The organism is Pseudonocardia bannensis (assembly GCF_012911875.1).
Classification (GTDB): domain Bacteria; phylum Actinomycetota; class Actinomycetes; order Mycobacteriales; family Pseudonocardiaceae; genus Pseudonocardia; species Pseudonocardia bannensis.
Window position 1 is genome coordinate 77013 of the sequence record NZ_JAAXKZ010000003.1, and the last position, 18875, is coordinate 95887.

Sequence of the window (18875 nt, forward strand, 5' to 3'; positions counted from 1 at the left end):
CGGGTCCGGTCCGGGACGGTGCGTGGCCTGCGCTGGACCTTTCCCGGCCGGTCGCGAACCGTCAACCCCGCCCACGACGCCGAACGTGACCCGTTCACGGACACTCCGGTCGGCTACCGGGCCGTAATGTCCCTCACATGGCTGGATCCATTCTCGGTACCGCGGTGCGCAGGGTCGAGGACCCCGACCTGCTGACCGGCGCGAGCACCTACGTGGGCAACCTGCGGCTCGACGGCGTGCTGCACGTCGCGTTCGTCCGGTCCCCGCTGGCGCACGCCCTCATCACCGGGATCGACACGACCGAAGCGGCCGCGGCGCCCGGGGTGGTCGCGGTGTTCACCGCCGCCGACCTGGACCTGCCGCCCCACCACGGCCTGCTGATGGTCAACGAGCGGACGCCGCGGCCGCCGCTGGCCACCGACCGGGTCCGCTTCGTCGGCGAGGCGGTGGCCATGGTGGTGGCCGAGAGCAAGGCCGCCGCGGTGGACGCGGTCGAGCTCGTCGAGGTCGACTTCGACCCGCTGCCGGCCGTGATCGACCCCGAGCGCGCCTTCGATCCCGACGCCGAGCTGCAGTTCCCCGAACTCGGGTCCAACGTGGCGGCCGGAGCGCGGTCCCCGTCCGATCCCGACCCGTTGGCCGACGCCGAGGTCGTGGTGCGCGCCCGGATGGTCAACCAGCGGCTGGCGGTGATGTCGATGGAGGGCAATGCGATCGCGGTCCAGCCCGCGGGCGACGCGGACCACGATCTGGTCGTCTGGGTCTCCACCCAGATGCCGCACGGGTTCCGGGCCCAGACGGCCCGGTTGTTCGGGCTGGACGCCGACCGGGTCCGGGTGATCGCCCCGCACGTCGGCGGCGCGTTCGGCGGCAAGGCGGGCATGCTCGCCGAGCACACCGCGGTGATCGGCGCGGCGCGCACCCTGGGACGACCGCTGACGTGGGTGGACACCCGCTCGGAGAACCTGGTCTCGATGCCGCACGGCCGGGCCCAGATCGCCTACTACGAGCTCGGCCTGACCCGCGACGGCGTGATCACCGGGCTGCGCGCCCGGGTCGTGGCCGATTCGGGGGCCTACGCCGGGTTCGGCGGTGGGCTCGTGCTCAACCAGACCTACACGATGGCCCAGGGCGTCTACGACATCCCGAAGATCGGGTTCGACGCCGTGGTGGCGTTCACCAACACCACCCCCGTCGGGGCGTTCCGCGGCGCCGGCCGCCCGGAGGCCACCGCACACCTCGAACGGATCATGGACCTCGCGGCCGCCGAGCTGGACATCGATCCGGTCGAGCTGCGCCGGCGCAACCTCCTCGACCCGACCGCCTTCCCGCTCACCACCGTCGTGGGGGCGCAGTACGACGTCGGGGACTACGACCTGCCGCTGCGTGAGGCGCTGCGGTTGGCCGACTACGACAAGCTGCGCGAGGAGCAGGCGGCCCGCCGGGAGGCGAACGACCCCGTCCAGCTCGGCATCGGGGTCTGTGTCTACGTCGAGATCACCGCGGGCGGGGGCGGCAGCGAGTTCGGGTCGGTGCAGGTGCATGCCGACGGCTCGGCGACCGTCTCGGCAGGCACGTCCGGGCACGGACAGGGCCATCCCACCTCGTTCGCCATGCTGGCCTCGCACACCCTCGGCATCCCGCTGGAGAAGATCACCTTCGTGCAGTCGGACACGGCGGCCGTCCCGCGGGGCAGCGGCACCGGCGGATCACGATCACTGCAGATGGGCGGCAGCGCGGTGCACGCCGCGGCCGGAAACGTGCTGGAGCAGGCGCGGCGGCGCGCGGCGGCGATGCTGGAGGCCGCGGTCGACGACGTCGAGCTCACCGAGGCGGGCGAGTTCGGTGTGGCCGGGGTGCCCGGTTCCACGCTGACCTGGGCGCAGGTCGCGGCGGCCGCGGTGGAGGCCGGGGAGGAGCTGTCCGCCGGGCTCGACGCCCGCCAGGAGGGCCCGACGTTCCCCTTCGGCGCCCACGTGTCCGTCGTCGAGGTCGACACCGAGACGGGCTGGGTGCGCCCACGCCGGCACATCGCCGTCGACGACTGCGGGCGGATCCTCAACCCGTTGCTCGTGGAGGGCCAGCAGCACGGAGGGCTGGCCCAGGGCATCGCGCAGGCGCTGTACGAGGAGGTCGTGTTCGATCCCGAGGGGCAGCCGCTGACCGCGACGCTGGCCGACTACCGGATGCCCACGGCGGCGGATCTCCTCTCCTTCGAGGTGTCGACCACCGAGACTCCGACCCACATGAACCCGTTGGGAGCCAAGGGGATCGGCGAATCGGCGACGATCGGGTCGACGCCGGCGGTGCAGAACGCGGTGATCGACGCGTTGCGCCCGTTCGGCGTCCGGCACCTCGATCTGCCGTGCACCCCGCAGCGGGTGTGGTCGGCGATCCGCGACGCCCGGGCCGATCGGCTCGCGGATCCGTGGCGGGAGCCGCCCGCCGTGTTCGGGACGCTTCCCGTCCGCGGCGGCGGCGCGGACGACGCCGGGGCCATCTGATGACCCGGACCGGGTGTCCGGCCTGTCCCGACGGGCAGGTTTCGCGGCCCGACGTCCCCCGTCGTGTCGACTGTCGTTGACGCGTGGAGAAGGCGCCCGCGAGGCTGTGCGGCGACGCACACCCCGGAGGCGAGGAGGCCCCGTTGAGCTCGAGCATCGACCAGGTACTGCAGAACGCCGTGGACAGCGGTGCAGTGCCCAACGCGGTGGCCGTCGCGGCCGACCGCGACGGCGTGATCTACGAGGGCGCCGCCGGCCCACGAGAGGCCGGGGGCGGCGAGCCGGTCACCGCGGACTCACACTTCCGGATCATGTCGATGACCAAGATGGTCGCGACCGCAGCGGCGCTGCAGCAGATGGAGAAGGGCAACCTCGACCTCGACGCGCCGATCGACACCTACTGCCCCGAGTTCGCCGACATCCAGGTGCTGGAGGGCTTCGACGGCGACACCCCGAAGCTGCGGCCGCCGGCCAGCCGCGCGACCGTCAAGCAACTGGTCACGCACACCGCCGGGCTGGGCTACTGGTTCTGGAACGAGAACCTGGTCCGCTGGGAGGCCGCCACCGGCACGCCGAACGTCCTGTCCGGCTCCAACGTGATCTTCACGGCCCCGCTGGTGGCCGACCCGGGCACGCGGTACATCTACGGGATCAACACGGACTGGCTGGGCAAGGTCGTCGAGGCGGCCAGCGGTACGACCCTCGACGTCGCGATCAAGGAGGGCATCACCGGCCCGCTCGGGATGGATCAGACGGCCTTCCTGATGAACGCCGAGCAGCGGGCGAACTCCGTGCCCGTGCACCTCAAGGGTGAGGACGGCACCTGGTCGCCCAGCGAGATCGACCTCAACCAGGACCCGGAGTACTTCGCCGGTGGGCACGGTCTGTACTCGACGCCGCGGGACTACCTGAAGTTCCAGCGCGCGCTGCTGGGCGGGGGCACCCTGGACGGGACGCAGATCCTGCAGAGGTCCACGGTCGACGCGGCGTTCACCAACCAGATCGGCGACCTGGACTTCCCGGCCGAGATCCCCACCGCCGACCCCACGGCCACCCACGACTTCAACGCGGGGCCCGGCTACAAGTGGGGCTACGGCCTGCTGCTCAACACCCAGGACGTCCCGGGCATGCGCAAGGCCGGCAGCGGTGCCTGGGCCGGGCTGTGCAACACCCACTTCTGGGTCGACCCGACGACGGGCGTCACCGGCGCCATCTACACGCAGTTCCTGCCGTTCGTCCCGCAGGAGGCGCTCGACGTGTACGCCGACTTCGAGCGGGCGCTGTACGCCTCGCTCTAGGCCGACCGGCCCGTGCACGTTCGGTGGTGACCGACACCACGGTGCGTGCACGGGCCACCCGGGGGTGTGCTCCGCGGTCGACAGGCGCAGACTCACCGGCGTGAGTACGGAGGAGACGCGATGAGGCTGGCCACCATCCGGACCGCGAGCGGGACCCGAGCGGTCCGGATCGACGCGGGAACCGCCGTGGAGACGGGGGAGTCGGACCTGCGGGGCCTGCTCGAGCGCCCCGACTGGGCCGCGCACGCGGCCAACGCGGCCGGGCCGGTGCACCCGCTCGACGGTCTGGACTACGCGCCCCTGGTGCCGTCGCCCGAGAAGATCATCTGCGTCGGCCTCAACTACCGCGACCACATCCTGGAGATGGGCAACCAGCCGCCGTCCTACCCGACGGTGTTCGCCAAGTTCCCGCCGGCACTGGTGGGGGCCTACGACGACATCGAACTGCCCGCCGTCTCCGAGCAGATCGACTACGAGGCCGAGCTGACCGTCGTGATCGGCCGCCCGGTACGGCACGCGAACGTGGAGGAGGCCGCCGCGGCGATCGCCGGCTACACGATCCTCAACGACGTCAGCGTCCGGGACTGGCAGACCCGCACCAAGCAGTTCCTGCAGGGCAAGACCTTCCAGCACTCCACCCCGCTCGGCCCGGTCCTGGTGACCCCCGACGAGCTGCCCGCGGGTGGCCTCGCCATCTCCACCGCCCTGGACGGCGAGGTCATGCAGCAGTCGACCACCGCCGAGCTCGTCTTCGGCCCCGTCGACCTCGTTCGCTACCTGTCGACGATCCTGACCCTGAACCCCGGTGACGTGATCGCCACCGGCACCCCCGGGGGCGTCGGCCACGCCCGCAAGCCCCCGCGCTACCTGACCGACGGCGCGACGCTGGTGACCGCGATCGCGGGCATCGGCGAATGCCGCAACGTCTGCCGCGCCGAGACGATCGACCCGGAAAAGCTCGAGACCGTGCTGACCAACGGAAAGCCCGCGTGACCCGCACACTCGCCGACACGCTCGCCTGGGCCGGGGACGGCGCGGCCCACCTGCGCGGGCTGATGGTCCGGCTCGGTGACGACGCCTTCGCCGCCCCGTCCGCGCTGCCGGGATGGAGCCGGGCGCACGTGCTCACGCACATCGCGCGCAACGCCGACGGCATGATCAACCTGCTGAACTGGGCCCGCACCGGGGTCGTCACCCCCGCCTACGTGAGCCGGGAGCAGCGCGACGCCGACATCGAGGCCGGCGCCGCACGACCGCCCGCTGCGATCCGGGCCGACGTCGAGACGACCTCGGACAAGCTGGCCCAGGTCGTGAAGGCGATGCCGGAGTCGGCCTGGTCGGCGACCGTGCGCAACGTGCAGGGCGCGGAGATCGCCGCTCACGACATCCCCTGGTTGCGGGCCCGGGAGATGTGGATCCACGCGGTGGACCTCGACGCCGGGGCGTCCTTCGCGGATCTGCCGGCGCCGATGCTGCGCGAGCTGTTGACCGACGTGACCGCGGCGCTCGGGGCCCGGGAGGGCTGCCCGGCGGTCCGGCTGGTCGCCACCGACCACCAACAGACCTGGTCGATGGGGCCGAGCGGCGGGGCCGTGTCGGTGCTCGGGACCGGTGCCGATCTGCTCGCCTGGGTGCTGGGCCGCACGCAGGGACGCCCCAGCCGGCAACTGCGCACCGACGACGGCCGGTCGCTGCCCGAGCTGCCCGCATGGCTGTGAGCCCGCCAACGCTGCGCTGAACGACCGCTGAACGACCGAGACCCGGCCCCGCGCCGGCTCTGTCGATCGGTGCTGGGCGGCCGCCCCTCCCTCAGCTCTCGTCGTGGCGGGTGAGCCGATCGAGCCGCGTCTGCAGCTCGTCGAGACGCGCCTGCAGCAGCGCGACCTCCGCGGTCAGCAGGGCGACGGCCCCGGACTCGGCCGCGGCGTCGTCCGTCACCGGGGCCGTCCCGGTCGCCGCCAGCGGAGCGACCGGGCCGGTGGCCGGCCCGTCCGCCCGGACGGTGATCCCCCCGGCCAGCCGCCCGAACGCGGCGGGTGCGAGGACGGGCTGCGCCCCGGAGCACGTGGCGCAGACGGGGACGAGCCGCCGCCAGCCCACGCTCCCGGCTCCGGAGTCGGCGAGCAGCCCGGCCGGGCGGCCGCAGTCGCAGCGCCCGATGCGGACCACGCAGACCCGCTGCCGGGCGTAGCGCAGCCCGCGTTCGTAGCGGCGATAGCGCCCCGACACCGCGACCTCGAGCAGCACCGCACCCCGATACTCCGGCTCGCACGCGAGGTCGCGCGCGGCCGAGAGCTGGTGGAAGCAGTAGAACCCGCAGTCGCACCAGCGCGACGGACAGGCGTGCCGGGACCCGTGAACGCAGATGGCGTCGTCGACGGTGCGGTAGACGTGGGCGCGGCCCAACGTCACGCCGCAGAACCCCGTGGCCGTGCCGTCGGCCGACAGCATCGGGTAGGCGAGCTTGAACCCCGGCAGCGGCCGGTCGGAGTATTCGCGCGGGGCGCGGGCAACCGGCCAGCCCACGGGTCTCAGACCCCGGCGTGCCGTTCGACCGGCGCCGGCTCGGTGACGGGCTCGGCGACGGCGTGTGTGTTCTCTCGGACCGCAGGCTCGGTGTCGGCGGGGGGAGCGATGCGCTCAGCCCGATCGGCGACCGGATCGGCTGCGAACCCCTCGGCCAGCTTCCTGCCCAGTCTCATGGCGCCTCCCTCGACGCGAACTCCCGTGTGACCAGGCTGACCCGCGCGGGCCCCGATGTCCAGGGGTCGGATGTCCTTCCTGCGCTGCAGCGGGCCGTGGTCGCCGGATCACCGCCCGATCAGCTGCCCGCCGTCCGGGTGCAGCGGCCCGGCGGGAGGCTCGGGGGCGGCGCCGTGGCCGGGGCGCCGCGGCGTGACACCCTTCCGTGGACGTGCGAGGCTCGCCGCCGTGCAGCCGCAGGCGGGGCAGGCTCCGACGGACGCGGACCGTGCGCGGTCGCGCCCGGACTTCGACGCGGTGCGCGCCGAGTTCGGGCTTCCGGCGGACTTCCCTTCCGCGGTGCTCGCCGAGGCCGCTCGCGCCGCGGCCGTACGCCCGGGCCCGGGCCCGGACCGGGTGGACGCCACCCACCTGCCCCTCGTGACCATCGACCCGCCCGGGGCGAAGGACCTGGACCAGGCGCTGGGCGTGCAGCGCCACGGCGAGGGATTCCGGGTGCACTACGCCATCGCCGATCTCGGGGCGGTCGTCGAGCCGCACGGCGCGATCGACACCGAGGTGCGCCGCCGCGGCCAGACCGCCTACCTGCCGGACGGCTCCGTGCCCCTGCACCCGCCGGTGCTGTCCGAGGACGTGTCGAGCCTGCTGCCCGACGGCCCGCGGGCGGCGGTGCTGTGGCGGATCGACCTCGACGGCGGGGGCGAGCTCACGGCGGTGCACGTCGAGCGCGCCGTGGTGCGCTCGCAGGCCCGGCTGGACTATGCGGGAGTGCAGGCCGATGTCGACAGCGGCGACCCGGAGCGACTGCACCCCGCACTGGCCGGTTTGCCCGAACTGGGGCCGCTGCGCCGGGTGCTGGCCGTCCGTCGCGGCGCCATCGAGCTGGAACTGCCCGAGCACGAGGTGCACCCGGACGGCAACGGCGGCTGGACGGTGCGGGTGCGACGGCGCTGCGACGTCGAGATCTGGAACGCGGAGATCTCGCTGCTCACCGGCATGGCGGCGGCCCGGATGATGCTCGACGCGGGTATCGGGCTGCTGCGCACCCTGCCCGTCCCCGAGCCCGATGCCGTCGCGGCGCTGCGCGAGATCGCCGGGGATCTCGGCGTCGACTGGCCGGAGGGCGCGACGCCCGCCGAGGTGCTGGCCGAGCTGCCCCTGGACACGCCGTACGGGCTGGCCCTGCGCCGGGCGGCGACCCCGTTGCTACGGGGCGCGGGGTATGCCGCGTTCGATGTCGCTCCGGGCGCACCCGGGGGCGGCGTCGCGCCGCCCGACGACCCGGGGCACGGCGGGATCGGCGCCCCCTACTCCCACGTCACCGCGCCGCTGCGGCGGCTGGTTGACCGGTTCGGCGCGGAGCTCTGCCTGGCGCTGAGCACGGGTGCCGAGGTCCCGGACTGGCTGCGGGCCGCGTTGCCGACGCTGCCGGGGATCATGGCCACCTCCGACGCGCTGGTCGGCAAGGTCGAGCGCGCCTGCGTCGACCGCACCGAGGCCACGCTGCTCGCCGGCCGGGTGGGGGAGGAGCTCGAGGTCGTGGTGCTGCGGTCCGACCCGGGCGAGGTCTACCTCGTGGACCCGCCGGTGCTCGCCCGGTGCAGCGGGCCGCTGCGGGCCGGGGAGCTGGCGCGGGCACGGCTCGTGGCGGCCGATCCGGCGGCGGGCCGGGTCGAGTTCAGCACGGAGCCCGGCGGCCCGGAGGCCGCCGCGGGGATCAACCCAGCCAGCTGACGGGGAGTTCGGAGAGGGTGCGCGCCGGCGGCGGGGAGCCGGCCGGGGTACCGAGGTAGATCCAGCCGGTGACCTCCTCGCCCTCGGCGAGCCCGAGGTGGGCCCGGACCTTCGGCGCGTCGCCGAACCAGCCGGTCCGCCACATCGAGCCGTACCCGCGGGCGTCGGCGGCCAGCACCAGGCCGTGGGCCACGCACGCCGCGGACGCCCGCTGCTCCCACAGCGGGATGGTGGGGTGCGGGCGGGGGGCACCGACGACCACGACGATCAGCGGAGCGCGCAGTGCCTTGGCGCGGGCGCGATCGAGTTCGGCCGGGCTCGCGGCCGGGTCCCGTTCGGCGTGCGCGGCGGCGAAGGCGTCACCGAGCGGGCCGCGTGCGGCCTCGTCGACGACGATGAACCGCCATGGCCGCAGCCGACCGTGATCGGGTGCGGAGCAGGCTGCGATGAGCAGCTCGCGGAGCTCGTCGTGGCCGGGTGCGGGAGCGGTGAGCAGAGGCCGGGATCGCCGGTCTCGCAGCGCTGCCAGCACGTCGGCCGGACGGCCCGCATGCGGTCTCGACATGGATCGGTCAACCCCCGTTCCGGTGTCCGCTGCGACACGCTCCCGCGTGGATCGGATGAGGCTACCCTCATCGGCGCGGGGCTACCGGTCAGGTCTTGGGGTACCCGCTCCCACATCCGATCAAGCGGCCGGAGGTCGAGTCGTGCCCACGCGCGTGTTCCGTTACGGGATCGAGCACGAGTGCGCTCTGCTACGTCTCGACGGTTCGTTCGCCGACTTCACCGGCACGGGGTTCGACGAGCTGCAGGCGATCGTCGACGCGCTCCCGGAGGACCCCGACGACTACCCGGACCTGCGCGTCGGCGATCAGGGCATCAAGCTCAAGCGCTGGTACATCGAGGGCTTCGAGCGGTTCGACGAGGCGGGCGGCCTGCTGCGCTGCGACCCGAAGGGGATCGAGATCCGGACCCGGATCCACGACTCGATCGACGAGGCCGTCGACGCACTGCGGGCCGACCAGGCGCTGCTCGAGGCGGAGGCGCTCGCTCGCGGGCTCCGCACGACGGCGATCGGTTTCAACCCGATGCGCTCCGAATACCCGATCGTGCCACCCCTGAACGGGTGGGAGCGGGCGCACCGCACCGCGTCTCCGGAGGAGCGCACGGCGCACCTGCACATGGTCACCTACGGGCCCGACCTCAACCTGTCCTGTCCCGGGATGGGCGTCGACGAGCTGATCGACGTCGGCGCGAAGCTGACCTTTTACAGCCCGTACCTGGTGCCCCTGTCGTTCTCCTCGCCGTTCCGTGACGGCGGTCCGTGGGGCGGCCTGTCGGCGCGCACGCAGCTGCGCACCGGGGCCCGGCCGGCGGTGATGGTGTTCCTGCCGGACGCGAGCCGCATGATCATGGCCGACCCGTCGCTGACCCAGGTCGCGCGGCTGCCCGCCGAGGTCGGACGCATCGAGTTCAAGGCGTTCGATGCCTGCCCCGACGTGGCGCTCTACGGCGAGCTGCTGAGCCTGCTCACCGGGCTCGTCCTGGACACCACGCTGCCCGGCCGCCGGATCACGCCGGACGCGGAACTGCACCGGCGCTGCGCCTGCGAAGGGCTGGCCGACCCGATGATCCACGACGGTGCGGTGGCGGCAGTGGAAGCCGCGACGGCCGCGTTGGCCGGCCGACCCGCCGACCTGGCCCGAATGGCGGCGCTGCGGGGCCGGCTGGACCGGGGGGAGTCCCCGGCGCAGGACATGCTGGCCCGCTACGCGGCGGGGGAGACGGTCGCGGGGATGCGCCGGGACCAGGCCCCGCTACCCGGCTGAGCCGTTCCGATCGCACCGGGTGTCGCGGTCGTGGTCGAAACCGCACTCGACCCCCGCACGTGGCGTTTCCACACCTCACGGGCACCTGGCGGGCCCGGCGTAGGCGCCCGTTCCGGTCGCGTCGCAGCCGCCGGTCGACTCCTACGTGCAGCTGGTCGTCGGTTGACCGTCGCTGTGGGGCTCACCTGCGAGGGGTGAGGCGCCGCGTGGCCGGGGCAACGACCATGAGGCTGCGGGAGGAGACCGGCCGCGGGCGAAGGCCGGGGAGGGACCTCGACGATGCGCGACGACGCAGAGCGGGAAGTGAGCGCCCGAGCCGACACCGGCGCGGGGCTCCGGCCGGGGTGGGGCGTGATGACCGTCGCGTGCGTGTCGACGCTGGTGGTGAACGCGAACACCTCGGCGGTGAGCATCCTGCTGCCCTCGATCGGGGTGGACCTGCAGGCCTCGATGGACGTCCTTCAGTGGGCGGTGACCGGGTACATGCTCGTCGGGGCGGCGGTGATCGTCACCTCCGGCGCGATGGGAGACGTCTTCGGTCGGCGACGCATGTTCGTGGCCGGGTTGGTGCTGTTCGTGGTCTCGTGCGTGCTGATCGCGCTCGCCCAGGCGGGCTGGATGGTGGTGGTCGGCCGTCTGATCCAGGGGGCCGCGGGGGCCACGATCCTTGCTTGTGGGTTGAGCCTGCTCTCGGTCGCCTCGTCCGGGCCGGCGCAGATGCGCGCGGTTTCCCTGTGGGGCGCCGGCGCGGCAGCGGGTGCAGCGGCCGGGCCGGTGATCGGTGGTGTCCTCAACGAGGCGACCGGATGGCAGGGCCTGTTCTGGATCGACGCGGCGATCGCGGCGGCCTGCATCCCGCTCGCGCTGCTCACGGTGGCCGAGTCACGCGACCCGAACCGCCCACGCACGATCGACTTCGCGGGGACCGTCCTGATCGCCGGTGTCCTGGTCCCGTTCGTGTTCGCCATGACCGAAGGGTCGAGCTGGGGATGGCTCTCGGTCCCCACCCTGGCCTGCTTGATCCTGACGGTGGTGGCGGCGGTCGGCTTCGTCGCCGTCGAGCGGCGGGTGTCATCTCCGCTGGTCGACCTGCGGCTGCTGCGCAACAAGCAGCTTGTCGCCTCCACGTGGGTGATCTTCGTCGGGGCCGGGGCGATAGCCGCGCTCAGCTTCATACTCAGCCTGTACTTCCAGGACCCGGACACGCTCGGTTTCTCGAGCCTGCTCGCGGGCCTCGCCGTGCTGCCCCTGGCCGCTGTCGTGATCATCTTGGCTCCGCTGGTCGCCCCGCTGGCCCACCACTTCGGCGCCCGATCCGTGGTTCTCGCAGGCTTTGTCATCCTGACCGCGGGATTCTTCCTGCTCGCTGCCGTCGATCCATCCTGGGAGTACGGCAGGTTCGTGCTGCCGCTGCTGTGCATCGCTGCGGGACTCTCCCTGACGAACGGGCCCGCGTCCTCGATCGCCACCTCCTGCGTCACCCGCGAGCAGGTCGGCCAGGCCTCCGGCATCTCCAACATGGCCCGTTACGTCGGCGGCGCCGTGATGACCGCCGTCGTTGCCGGCATCTACAGCAACGTGATCACAGCCCGCTTGATGGAGGGCGCACCACGCGCCGACGCCCTCGCCGCCGGGTTCTCCCGAGGATGCATCGCGCTCGCGATCTTCTCGGCCTCCACCATCGTGTTCGCCGTATTCGCTGCCCATCGACCGAAACGGCTGCAGACCATCGACTACGCGGCCGCGGCCGCGGCGACGTCCCACACCCTCCCGGTAGCGGAGGTCGGCAGCGCGCGTTGACGGAAGCGCCTCGGAGTTCTTGTCGGCGGGGGCAACGCCGCGCCGACCGCGTGCGACCCTCTGCCGACGTCGCGGGATGCGCCTGTGAAGCCGCCCACTCGCGCACGCCGTGGCCGCAGAGGGAGGCCCCGGCGCCGGGGTACCGATGGGAACGGTGCGGCAACTGATCACCGGGTGTGTGGTGGCAGCGTGCTCGGGGGTCGCGGTGGGCCTGGCCGCCGTGGCGTCCGTGGTGCCTGCGGCGGCCGTGCCGATGCCGAGCGACCGCCCATCGACCGCCTGGGTACACCGCACGGGCGCGGCTCGGGAGTCCGTGCCCGTGCGGGTGGACCTCAGGAGTAGGAGTGCTCCGCGTCGGGGTACTCCCCGCCGCGGACCTCCGCGCCGAAGCGGCGTGCCGCGTCCAGCAGCACCCCGCCGAGGTCGGCGTACTGCTTGACGAACCGGGGCTTGCGACCGCGGTTCATCCCGGCCATGTCGGACCAGACCAGCACCTGGGCGTCGGTGTCCGGACCGGCGCCGATGCCGATGGTGGGGATCGTGAGCTCGGCGGTGACCCGCTTCGCCACGTCTGCGGGCACCATCTCGAGCACCACGGAGAACGCGCCCGCGGCCTGCAGGGCCAGCGCGTCCTCGACCAGCCGCTCGCCCGCGTCACCGCGGCCCTGGATGCGGAACCCGCCGAGGGCGTGCTCGCTCTGGGGGGTGAAGCCGAGGTGCGCCATCACCGGGATCCCTGATCCGGAGAGCGCTTCGACCTGGGGGGCGAACCGCGCGCCGCCCTCGAGCTTGATGGCGTGCGCGCCGCCCTCCTTCATGAACCGGAAGGCGGTGGCCAGCGCCTGCTCCGCGGAGACCTGGTAGCTGCCGAAGGGCAGGTCGGCCACGACGAGGGCGCGCTTGGTGCCCCGAACCACGGCCTTGACCAGCGGCATCAGCTCGTCGACCGTCACCGGCAGGGTGTTGTCGTAGCCGTAGACGTTGTTCGCGGCGGAGTCCCCGACGAGCAGCACCGGGATACCGGCCTCGTCGAAGATCTCCGCGGAGTACATGTCGTAGGCGGTGAGCATCGGCCACCGCTCACCGCGCTCCTTGAGCTCGCGCAGGTGGTGGATGCGGGTTCGCTTGGGCCGGGCCGGCGCCCGATAGGGCGACTGCTCCTCGGCGGCGGGTGCCGGGGTCCCCGCAGCGGCGTTGGTCTCGGCAGCAGACATCGTCGTCCGTCCTCCCTCGAGGCCCGCGTCACGGGTCCCCGGGTCGTCAGGGGCTGAGGACCGAAGCCTGACACCCCGATGGGCCGCCGCGCAGCGACGAGCGACGCAGTTCACACGCCTAGGGCGGCCGACTCCGGTCGATCGCGAGGATCCCGCGACTCGCGCACCGGGATCCGGCGACTCGCGGGCGGGGGTACCCCGACTCGCGGGCGGGGATACCCCGACTCGCGGGGAGGGTCAGGGGCGCTTCTCGCGCCAGGAGTTGGTGATCGGCAGCCGCCGGTCCCGGCCGAACGCCTTCAGGCTGATCTTGGTGCCCGGCGGGTACTGGCGACGCTTGTACTCGGCGCGGTCGACCATCCGCACCACCTCCTCGATCAGGCCGGCGTCGAACCCGGCCGCGACCATGTCCTCGAAGCCGCGGTCGGACTCCACGTAGTCGTCCAGGATGTCGTCGAGCAACGCGTAGTCGGGCAGCGAGTCGGTGTCGAGCTGGTCGGGCCGCAGCTCCGCCGACGGCGGCTTGGTGATCGAGTCCGGGGGGATCGGCAGGGTCTCGCCACGCTGTTCGGCCTGCTCGTTGCGCCAGCGGGCGAGCTTCCAGACCAGTGTCTTCGGCACGTCCTTGATCGGTGCGAAGCCGCCGACGGCGTCGCCGTAGATCGTCGAGTAGCCGACCGCGAGCTCGGTCTTGTTCCCGGTCGCGAGCACCAGGTGCCCCTCGAGGTTCGACAGCGCCATCAACGTCACGCCGCGCGCGCGGGCCTGCACGTTCTCCTCGGCCAGCCCGGTGAGATCGAGCTGGGAGACGAACACCTCGACCATGTCGGCGATCGGCTCCACCTGGTAGTGCAGGCCGGTGCGCCGGGCCATGTCGGCGGCGTCGTCCTTGGAGTGCTCGGAGGAGTACTTCGACGGCATGGAGACGCCGTGCACCGCGTCCGGGCCCAGCGCGTCGACGGCCAGCGCGGCGACCACCGCGGAGTCGATACCACCGGACAGGCCCAGCACCACCGATCGGAAGCCGTTCTTGCGCACGTAGTCGCCCAGGCCGGTGACCAGCGCCGACCAGACCTCGGCCTCGTCGGACAGCGGCTCGGCCAGCGTCGGCCCGGCGATCGGCGCGCGGTCGGTCACCGGCGCGGCGTCCAGGGTGGAGCGGCGCACCTCGAAGCCGGCCGGGGCCGCCGCCTCGTCCCGGTCGTCGTCCCGGTCGTCGCGTCCCCCCGGCAGGTCCAGGTCGACGACCAGCAGGTGCTCGACGAACTGCGGCGCCCGCGCCAGCAGAGAGCCCGCCTCGTCCACGACCATCGAGTCGCCGTCGAAGACCAGCTCGTCCTGCCCGCCGACCAGGTTCACGTACGCCATCGGCGCACCGGCCTCGCGGGCCCGGCTCGCCACGAGCTCCCCGCGGACGTCGTCCTTGGCCCGCTCGTAGGGCGAGCCGTTGAGACACACCAGCAGGTCGACACCGACCTCGCCGTAGGCCGCGACCGGCCCGCCGTCCTGCCAGATGTCCTCGCAGATGACCAGGCCCAGGTCGACCCCGCGGTAGCGGATCACGGGCAGGTCGTCGCCGGCGTGGAAGTAGCGGAACTCGTCGAACACGCCGTAGTTGGGCAGGTGGTGCTTGAAGTAGCGGTCCACGACCCGGCCACGGTGGATGACCGCGGCGGCGTTGCGCGGGCCCACCTCGTCGGCGTCGAGGTACCCGACGATCACCAGCAGCTCGCCCAGCCCGGCGTCGGCGAGCTGTCCGGGCAGCGCGTCGAGGGCCTTGCGTGACGCGGCCGTGAACGAGTCGCGCAGGGCGAGGTCCTCAACCGGATACCCGGTGAGCACCATCTCCGGCAGCGCCACGACGTCGGCGCCGGCGGCCGCCGCGCGGGCGCACTGATCCAACACGATCCGGGTGTTGCCGGTGATGTCGCCGACGCAGGCGTTGACCTGGGCGAGCGCGATGCGCAGGGGGGTCATGACCACGATTCTGCTCCACCCTCCGGCACGGCAGGAGATGCATGGGGTCCGACCGCTGGCATGCTGACCCCGTGCAGGTTCGCCGCGATCGGTCCCATTCCCGCCCCCCGCTGCTCGCCCTGGCCCTGTCGGCTGCCGTCCTGATGACCGCCGCGTGTACCGCCGCCGCGCCGGGTTCACCGAACCCGGCCGCGGCGACGACCCCGGACCCGGCGCTGGCGCAGTTCTACGACCAGCACCTGTCCTGGGGTCCGTGCGAGCCGTTCGCGCAGACCGAGAGCGCCCGGACCGCGTTCGCCGATCCCAAGTTCGACTGCGCCAGGCTCGAGGTCCCGCTCGACTACGCCGCACCTGACGGCGAGCGGGCGGAGATCGGCGTGATCCGGCAGAAGGCGCAGGGCCCGGGCCCGAAGGTCGGTTCGCTGCTGACCAACCCGGGCGGGCCCGGGGTGTCCGGGATGAGCGCGCTGGCCAGCCTCGTCAGCTCCGGTGCCGGGAGCGGTCCGGTCGCGCAGCGGTTCGACCTGATCGGTTTCGACCCGCGTGGGGTGGGGGCGAGCACGCCCGCCATCGACTGCCTCGACGACCCGGAGTGGGACGCCGAGCGGGCCGACCTCGACGTCGACCCGTCGCCGGCCGGCGTGGCGCAGACCGAGGCGGAGAACAAGGAGTACGTCGAGCGCTGCGTCTCGCGGACCGGCGTCGATGTGCTGGCCAACGTCGGGACCCGGGACGCGGTGAAGGACATGGACGTCCTGCGCGCGGCGCTGGGCGATCCGAAGCTGAACTACCTCGGCTACTCCTACGGCACCCGGCTGGGCTCCGCCTACGCCGAGGCCTTCCCCGGCAACGTGCGGGCGCTCGTGCTCGACGGGGCGCTCGACCCGACGCAGAGCACCGTGGACCGGGTCGTCGCCCAGAACGCCGGGTTCCAGGGCGCCTTCGACGCCTTCGCCACGTGGTGCAGCCAGCAGGCCACGCCGTGCCCGCTGGGTCAGGATCCGAAGCAGGCGACCACGGTGTTCCAGGCCCTGGTCCGACCGCTGATCGACAAGCCCATCCCGACCGGTGACGGACGGCAGCTGGGCTTCGGTGACGCGCAGACCGGCGTCTCGCAGGCGCTCTACCTGTCCCAGCTCTACCCGTTGCTCAGCCAGGGCATCGCCGGGCTGGCCCGCAACGACGGCTCGATCCTGCTCCGGCTGGCCGACTTCTACTACGACCGCGAGGCCGACGGTAGGTACGCGAACACCCTCGAGGCGTTCACCGTGATCGGGTGCGTGGACGAGGAGCGGATCACCGACCGGGCGGAGGCCGCCGAGGTGAACCGGCGGGCGATCGAGGCCGCCCCGTTCCGTGACCCCGGCCGCGGTGTCGTGGCGGCGCTGGACCAGTGCGCGTTCTGGCCGGTCCCACCGACCAGCCAGCCGCACGTCCCGCAGGTCGAGGGGCTGCCGCCGACGCTCACGATCTCCGTGACCGGCGACCCGGCGACCCCGTTCCAGGCCGGGGTCGATCTCGCGAAGGCCCTCGGCGGGTCGCTGCTGAAGGTGCAGGGCAATCAGCACACCGTGGCCCTGCAGGGCGACGCGTGCGTCGACGACATCGTCAGCTCGTACCTGGTCGACCTGACCGTGCCCGCCGAAGGGGCCGAGTGCAAGCTCTCAGCCTGACCGGTGCCGTGGGCGTCGCGCCGGGCGCGGTGACCGGATTCGCACTCGTCGAGCGGGGACGAAACATTGCCGTAACAGGGCGTTCCTAGGCTCGGCGACCATGGACCGCCAGCAGGAATTCGTGCTGCGCACGCTCGAGGAACGCGACATCCGCTTCGTGCGGCTGTGGTTCACCGACGTGCTCGGCTATCTCAAGTCGGTGGCGGTGGCGCCCGCGGAGCTCGAGGGCGCCTTCGCCGAGGGGATCGGATTCGACGGGTCCGCGATCGAGGGCTTCGCGCGGGTCTACGAGTCCGACATGGTGGCCCGGCCCGACCCGTCGACGTTCCAGGTGCTGCCGTGGGAGACGGCGAGCGGTGAGCACTACTCGGCCCGGATGTTCTGCGACATCGCGATGCCCGACGGCTCGCCGTCGTGGGCCGACCCCCGGCACGTGCTCCGCCGGGCGCTGAGCAAGGCCGCCGAGGCCGGCTTCACCTGCTACGTGCACCCCGAGATCGAGTTCTACCTGCTGCGCGACCTGCCCTCGGACGGGACCTCACCGATCCCGGCCGACTCCGGCGGCTACTTCGACCAGGCCGCCCACGACGTCGCCCCGCATTTCCGGCGCAACGCGATCGAGACGCTGGAGTCGATGGGCATCTCGGTGGAGTTCAGCCACCACGAGGGCGGCCCGGGCCAGCAGGAGATCGACCTGCGCTACGCCGACGCGCTGACCATGGCCGACAACATCATGACCTTCCGGTACGTGGTGAAGGAGGTCGCGATCACCCAGGGCGTGCGGGCCTCCTTCATGCCCAAGCCGTTCTCCGAACACCCCGGCTCGGCCATGCACACGCACTTCTCGCTGTTCGAGGGCGACCGCAACGCGTTCCACGATCCGGACGACCCCTACGAGCTCTCCGAGACCGGCAAGGCCTTCGTGGCCGGTGTGCTGCGGCACGCGCGCGAGATGAGCGCGGTGACCAACCAGTGGGTCAACTCCTACAAGCGGCTGATCACCGGTGGTGAGGCGCCCACGGCCGTCTGCTGGGGTCACGCCAACCGCTCCGCGCTCGCCCGGGTCCCGATGTACTCCCCGGGCAAGTCCTCCACCCGGCGGGTGGAGATCCGCACCCTGGACACCGCGTGCAACCCGTACCTCGCGTTCGCGGTGATCCTCGGCGCCGGGCTGATGGGCGTCCAGAAGGGCTACGAGCTGCCCCCGCCCACCGAGGACGACGTCTGGTCGCTCACCGAGACCGAGCGCCGGGCGATGGGCTACGAGTCGCTGCCGCAGAACCTCACCGAGGCCCTCGCGGCGATGGAGCACTCCGAGCTGGTCGCCGAGATCCTCGGTGAGCACGTCTTCGACTTCTTCCTGCGCAACAAGCGGCAGGAGTGGGACGGCTACCGGCGCCAGGTCACCCCGTACGAGCTGGCGACCTACCTGCCGGTGCTCTGAGCCGGGGCCGCCGCGACGGCCCCGGCCGGTCGGGGAACCGGGCCGGCGGCCTACCTGCCGGCCCGGTGATGGCGCACCTGGGCGGCCAGGAACTCGACGCCGGCGCGCAGCGCGGCGACGCCGTCGGACGTCGACTCGCCCAGCGAACGGACGTCGGCGTCGGTGGTCACGGTGGCGCTGCTGCGGACGCTCGCCCGCAGCTCGGCGGCGATCTCGCAGAGCTGCTCGGTCCAGCGCTCCGCCTCCGGTAGCGCAGCCTGGACGCGCGCGCCGTCCGGATCGCGCTGCAGCCCGCGCAGATGCCCGTCGAGCGCGGTGGACAGGCGGCCGAGTTCGCGGTGTTGGTCGGCGACCGTCGCCGAGACCAGCGGTTGCACCGCCGCCGCGGCGAGTTGCCGGTCGGTCTCGGCGACCGCGGCGGTGAGCCGCTGCCGGAGCCTGGCCGCGGTCCGTTGCGGGCCCTCCGGACCGGCCAGTGCCTGGAACGACGTGCGGGCCTGCTCGATGCGGTGCGACTGCGCCCCGGCGAAGCTGCGCGCCCGCCGCCACACCCGGCGGACCACGACGATCGTGACGATCAGCAGCACGAGCGCGACCCCCCCGGCCACCGCCAGGAACGTGGGGTTCGTGAGCAGCTGGACCACCAGCTCCGCGCTGCCGTCCTGGGCCAGCACCGTCGTGTCGGTGTTGCCCGCCATC

At 72.9% G+C, this 18875-nt stretch carries 15 protein-coding genes; 9 read left to right on the forward strand and 6 right to left on the reverse strand.

Features of this window, described 5'->3' with window-relative positions; all coding sequences use genetic code 11:
• Positions 1-137: 137 nt before the first annotated feature.
• The 4 genes from HF519_RS01715 to HF519_RS01730 all read left to right on the forward strand — a co-directional run bounded on the left by HF519_RS01715 (position 138) and on the right by HF519_RS01730 (position 5520).
• Complete coding sequence (locus tag HF519_RS01715) at positions 138-2504, forward strand: xanthine dehydrogenase family protein molybdopterin-binding subunit (protein ID WP_169409824.1); 2367 nt, start codon at positions 138-140, stop codon at positions 2502-2504.
• A 143-nt stretch (positions 2505-2647) separates the two neighbouring features.
• The gene (locus HF519_RS01720) at positions 2648-3802 is read left to right on the forward strand and encodes a serine hydrolase domain-containing protein (RefSeq protein WP_169409825.1); all 1155 of its coding nucleotides are present in this window, start codon (positions 2648-2650) and stop codon (positions 3800-3802) included.
• 120 nt (positions 3803-3922) lie between these two features.
• Positions 3923-4795: a fumarylacetoacetate hydrolase family protein gene (locus HF519_RS01725; RefSeq protein WP_169409826.1), complete on the forward strand. Its 873-nt coding sequence runs from the start codon at positions 3923-3925 to the stop codon at positions 4793-4795.
• Complete coding sequence (locus HF519_RS01730; protein WP_312859836.1) at positions 4792-5520, forward strand: maleylpyruvate isomerase family mycothiol-dependent enzyme; 729 nt, start codon at positions 4792-4794, stop codon at positions 5518-5520. The genes HF519_RS01725 and HF519_RS01730 overlap by 4 nt, the downstream gene beginning before the upstream one ends.
• A 91-nt stretch (positions 5521-5611) precedes the next feature.
• On the opposite strand, the gene HF519_RS01735 is transcribed toward HF519_RS01730, so the two are convergent.
• Together HF519_RS01735 and HF519_RS01740 are read right to left on the reverse strand one after the other, a co-directional pair.
• Positions 5612-6328: a hypothetical protein gene (locus HF519_RS01735; RefSeq protein ID WP_169409828.1), complete on the reverse strand. Its 717-nt coding sequence runs from the start codon at positions 6326-6328 to the stop codon at positions 5612-5614.
• A gap of 5 nt (positions 6329-6333) precedes the next feature.
• On the reverse strand, positions 6334-6504 hold the full coding sequence (locus tag HF519_RS01740; RefSeq protein ID WP_169409829.1) for a hypothetical protein: 171 nt from the start codon (positions 6502-6504) through the stop codon (positions 6334-6336).
• A 229-nt stretch (positions 6505-6733) separates the two neighbouring features.
• Between HF519_RS01740 and HF519_RS01745 the strand changes: the two genes are divergently transcribed.
• Positions 6734-8239: an RNB domain-containing ribonuclease gene (locus HF519_RS01745; RefSeq protein ID WP_312859837.1), complete on the forward strand. Its 1506-nt coding sequence runs from the start codon at positions 6734-6736 to the stop codon at positions 8237-8239.
• Here HF519_RS01745 and HF519_RS01750 read toward each other — a convergent pair.
• A complete protein-coding gene (locus tag HF519_RS01750) occupies positions 8223-8804 on the reverse strand; it encodes a nitroreductase family protein (RefSeq protein ID WP_169409831.1) in 582 nt (193 codons plus the stop codon). The two genes, HF519_RS01745 and HF519_RS01750, sit on opposite strands and share 17 nt — an antisense overlap.
• A 142-nt stretch (positions 8805-8946) precedes the next feature.
• Between HF519_RS01750 and HF519_RS01755 the strand changes: the two genes are divergently transcribed.
• Both HF519_RS01755 and HF519_RS01760 read left to right on the forward strand, forming a co-directional pair.
• Positions 8947-10068, forward strand: a complete 1122-nt coding sequence (locus HF519_RS01755; RefSeq protein WP_312859838.1) for a glutamate-cysteine ligase family protein — start codon at positions 8947-8949, stop codon at positions 10066-10068.
• 279 nt (positions 10069-10347) lie between these two features.
• On the forward strand, positions 10348-11868 hold the full coding sequence (locus HF519_RS01760) for an MFS transporter (RefSeq protein ID WP_169409833.1): 1521 nt from the start codon (positions 10348-10350) through the stop codon (positions 11866-11868).
• 332 nt (positions 11869-12200) lie between these two features.
• Here HF519_RS01760 and panB read toward each other — a convergent pair whose 3' ends face one another.
• On the reverse strand, positions 12201-13082 hold the full coding sequence (gene panB, locus HF519_RS01765; RefSeq protein ID WP_169409834.1) for a 3-methyl-2-oxobutanoate hydroxymethyltransferase: 882 nt from the start codon (positions 13080-13082) through the stop codon (positions 12201-12203).
• Between the two features lie 237 nt (positions 13083-13319).
• On the reverse strand, positions 13320-15059 hold the full coding sequence (locus tag HF519_RS01770) for an NAD+ synthase (protein ID WP_169409835.1): 1740 nt from the start codon (positions 15057-15059) through the stop codon (positions 13320-13322).
• Positions 15060-15202: 143 nt separating this feature from the next.
• Between HF519_RS01770 and HF519_RS01775 the strand changes: the two genes are divergently transcribed.
• Positions 15203-16732, forward strand: a complete 1530-nt coding sequence (locus HF519_RS01775) for an alpha/beta hydrolase (RefSeq protein WP_246242178.1) — start codon at positions 15203-15205, stop codon at positions 16730-16732.
• Between the two features lie 100 nt (positions 16733-16832).
• On the forward strand, positions 16833-18176 hold the full coding sequence (glnA, locus tag HF519_RS01780) for a type I glutamate--ammonia ligase (protein WP_169409837.1): 1344 nt from the start codon (positions 16833-16835) through the stop codon (positions 18174-18176).
• Between the two features lie 50 nt (positions 18177-18226).
• Here glnA and HF519_RS01785 read toward each other — a convergent pair whose 3' ends face one another.
• Positions 18227-18874 (reverse strand): hypothetical protein, encoded by a 648-nt coding sequence (locus HF519_RS01785; protein WP_169409838.1) that lies wholly within the window; start codon positions 18872-18874, stop codon positions 18227-18229.
• Position 18875: the final 1 nt, after the last annotated feature.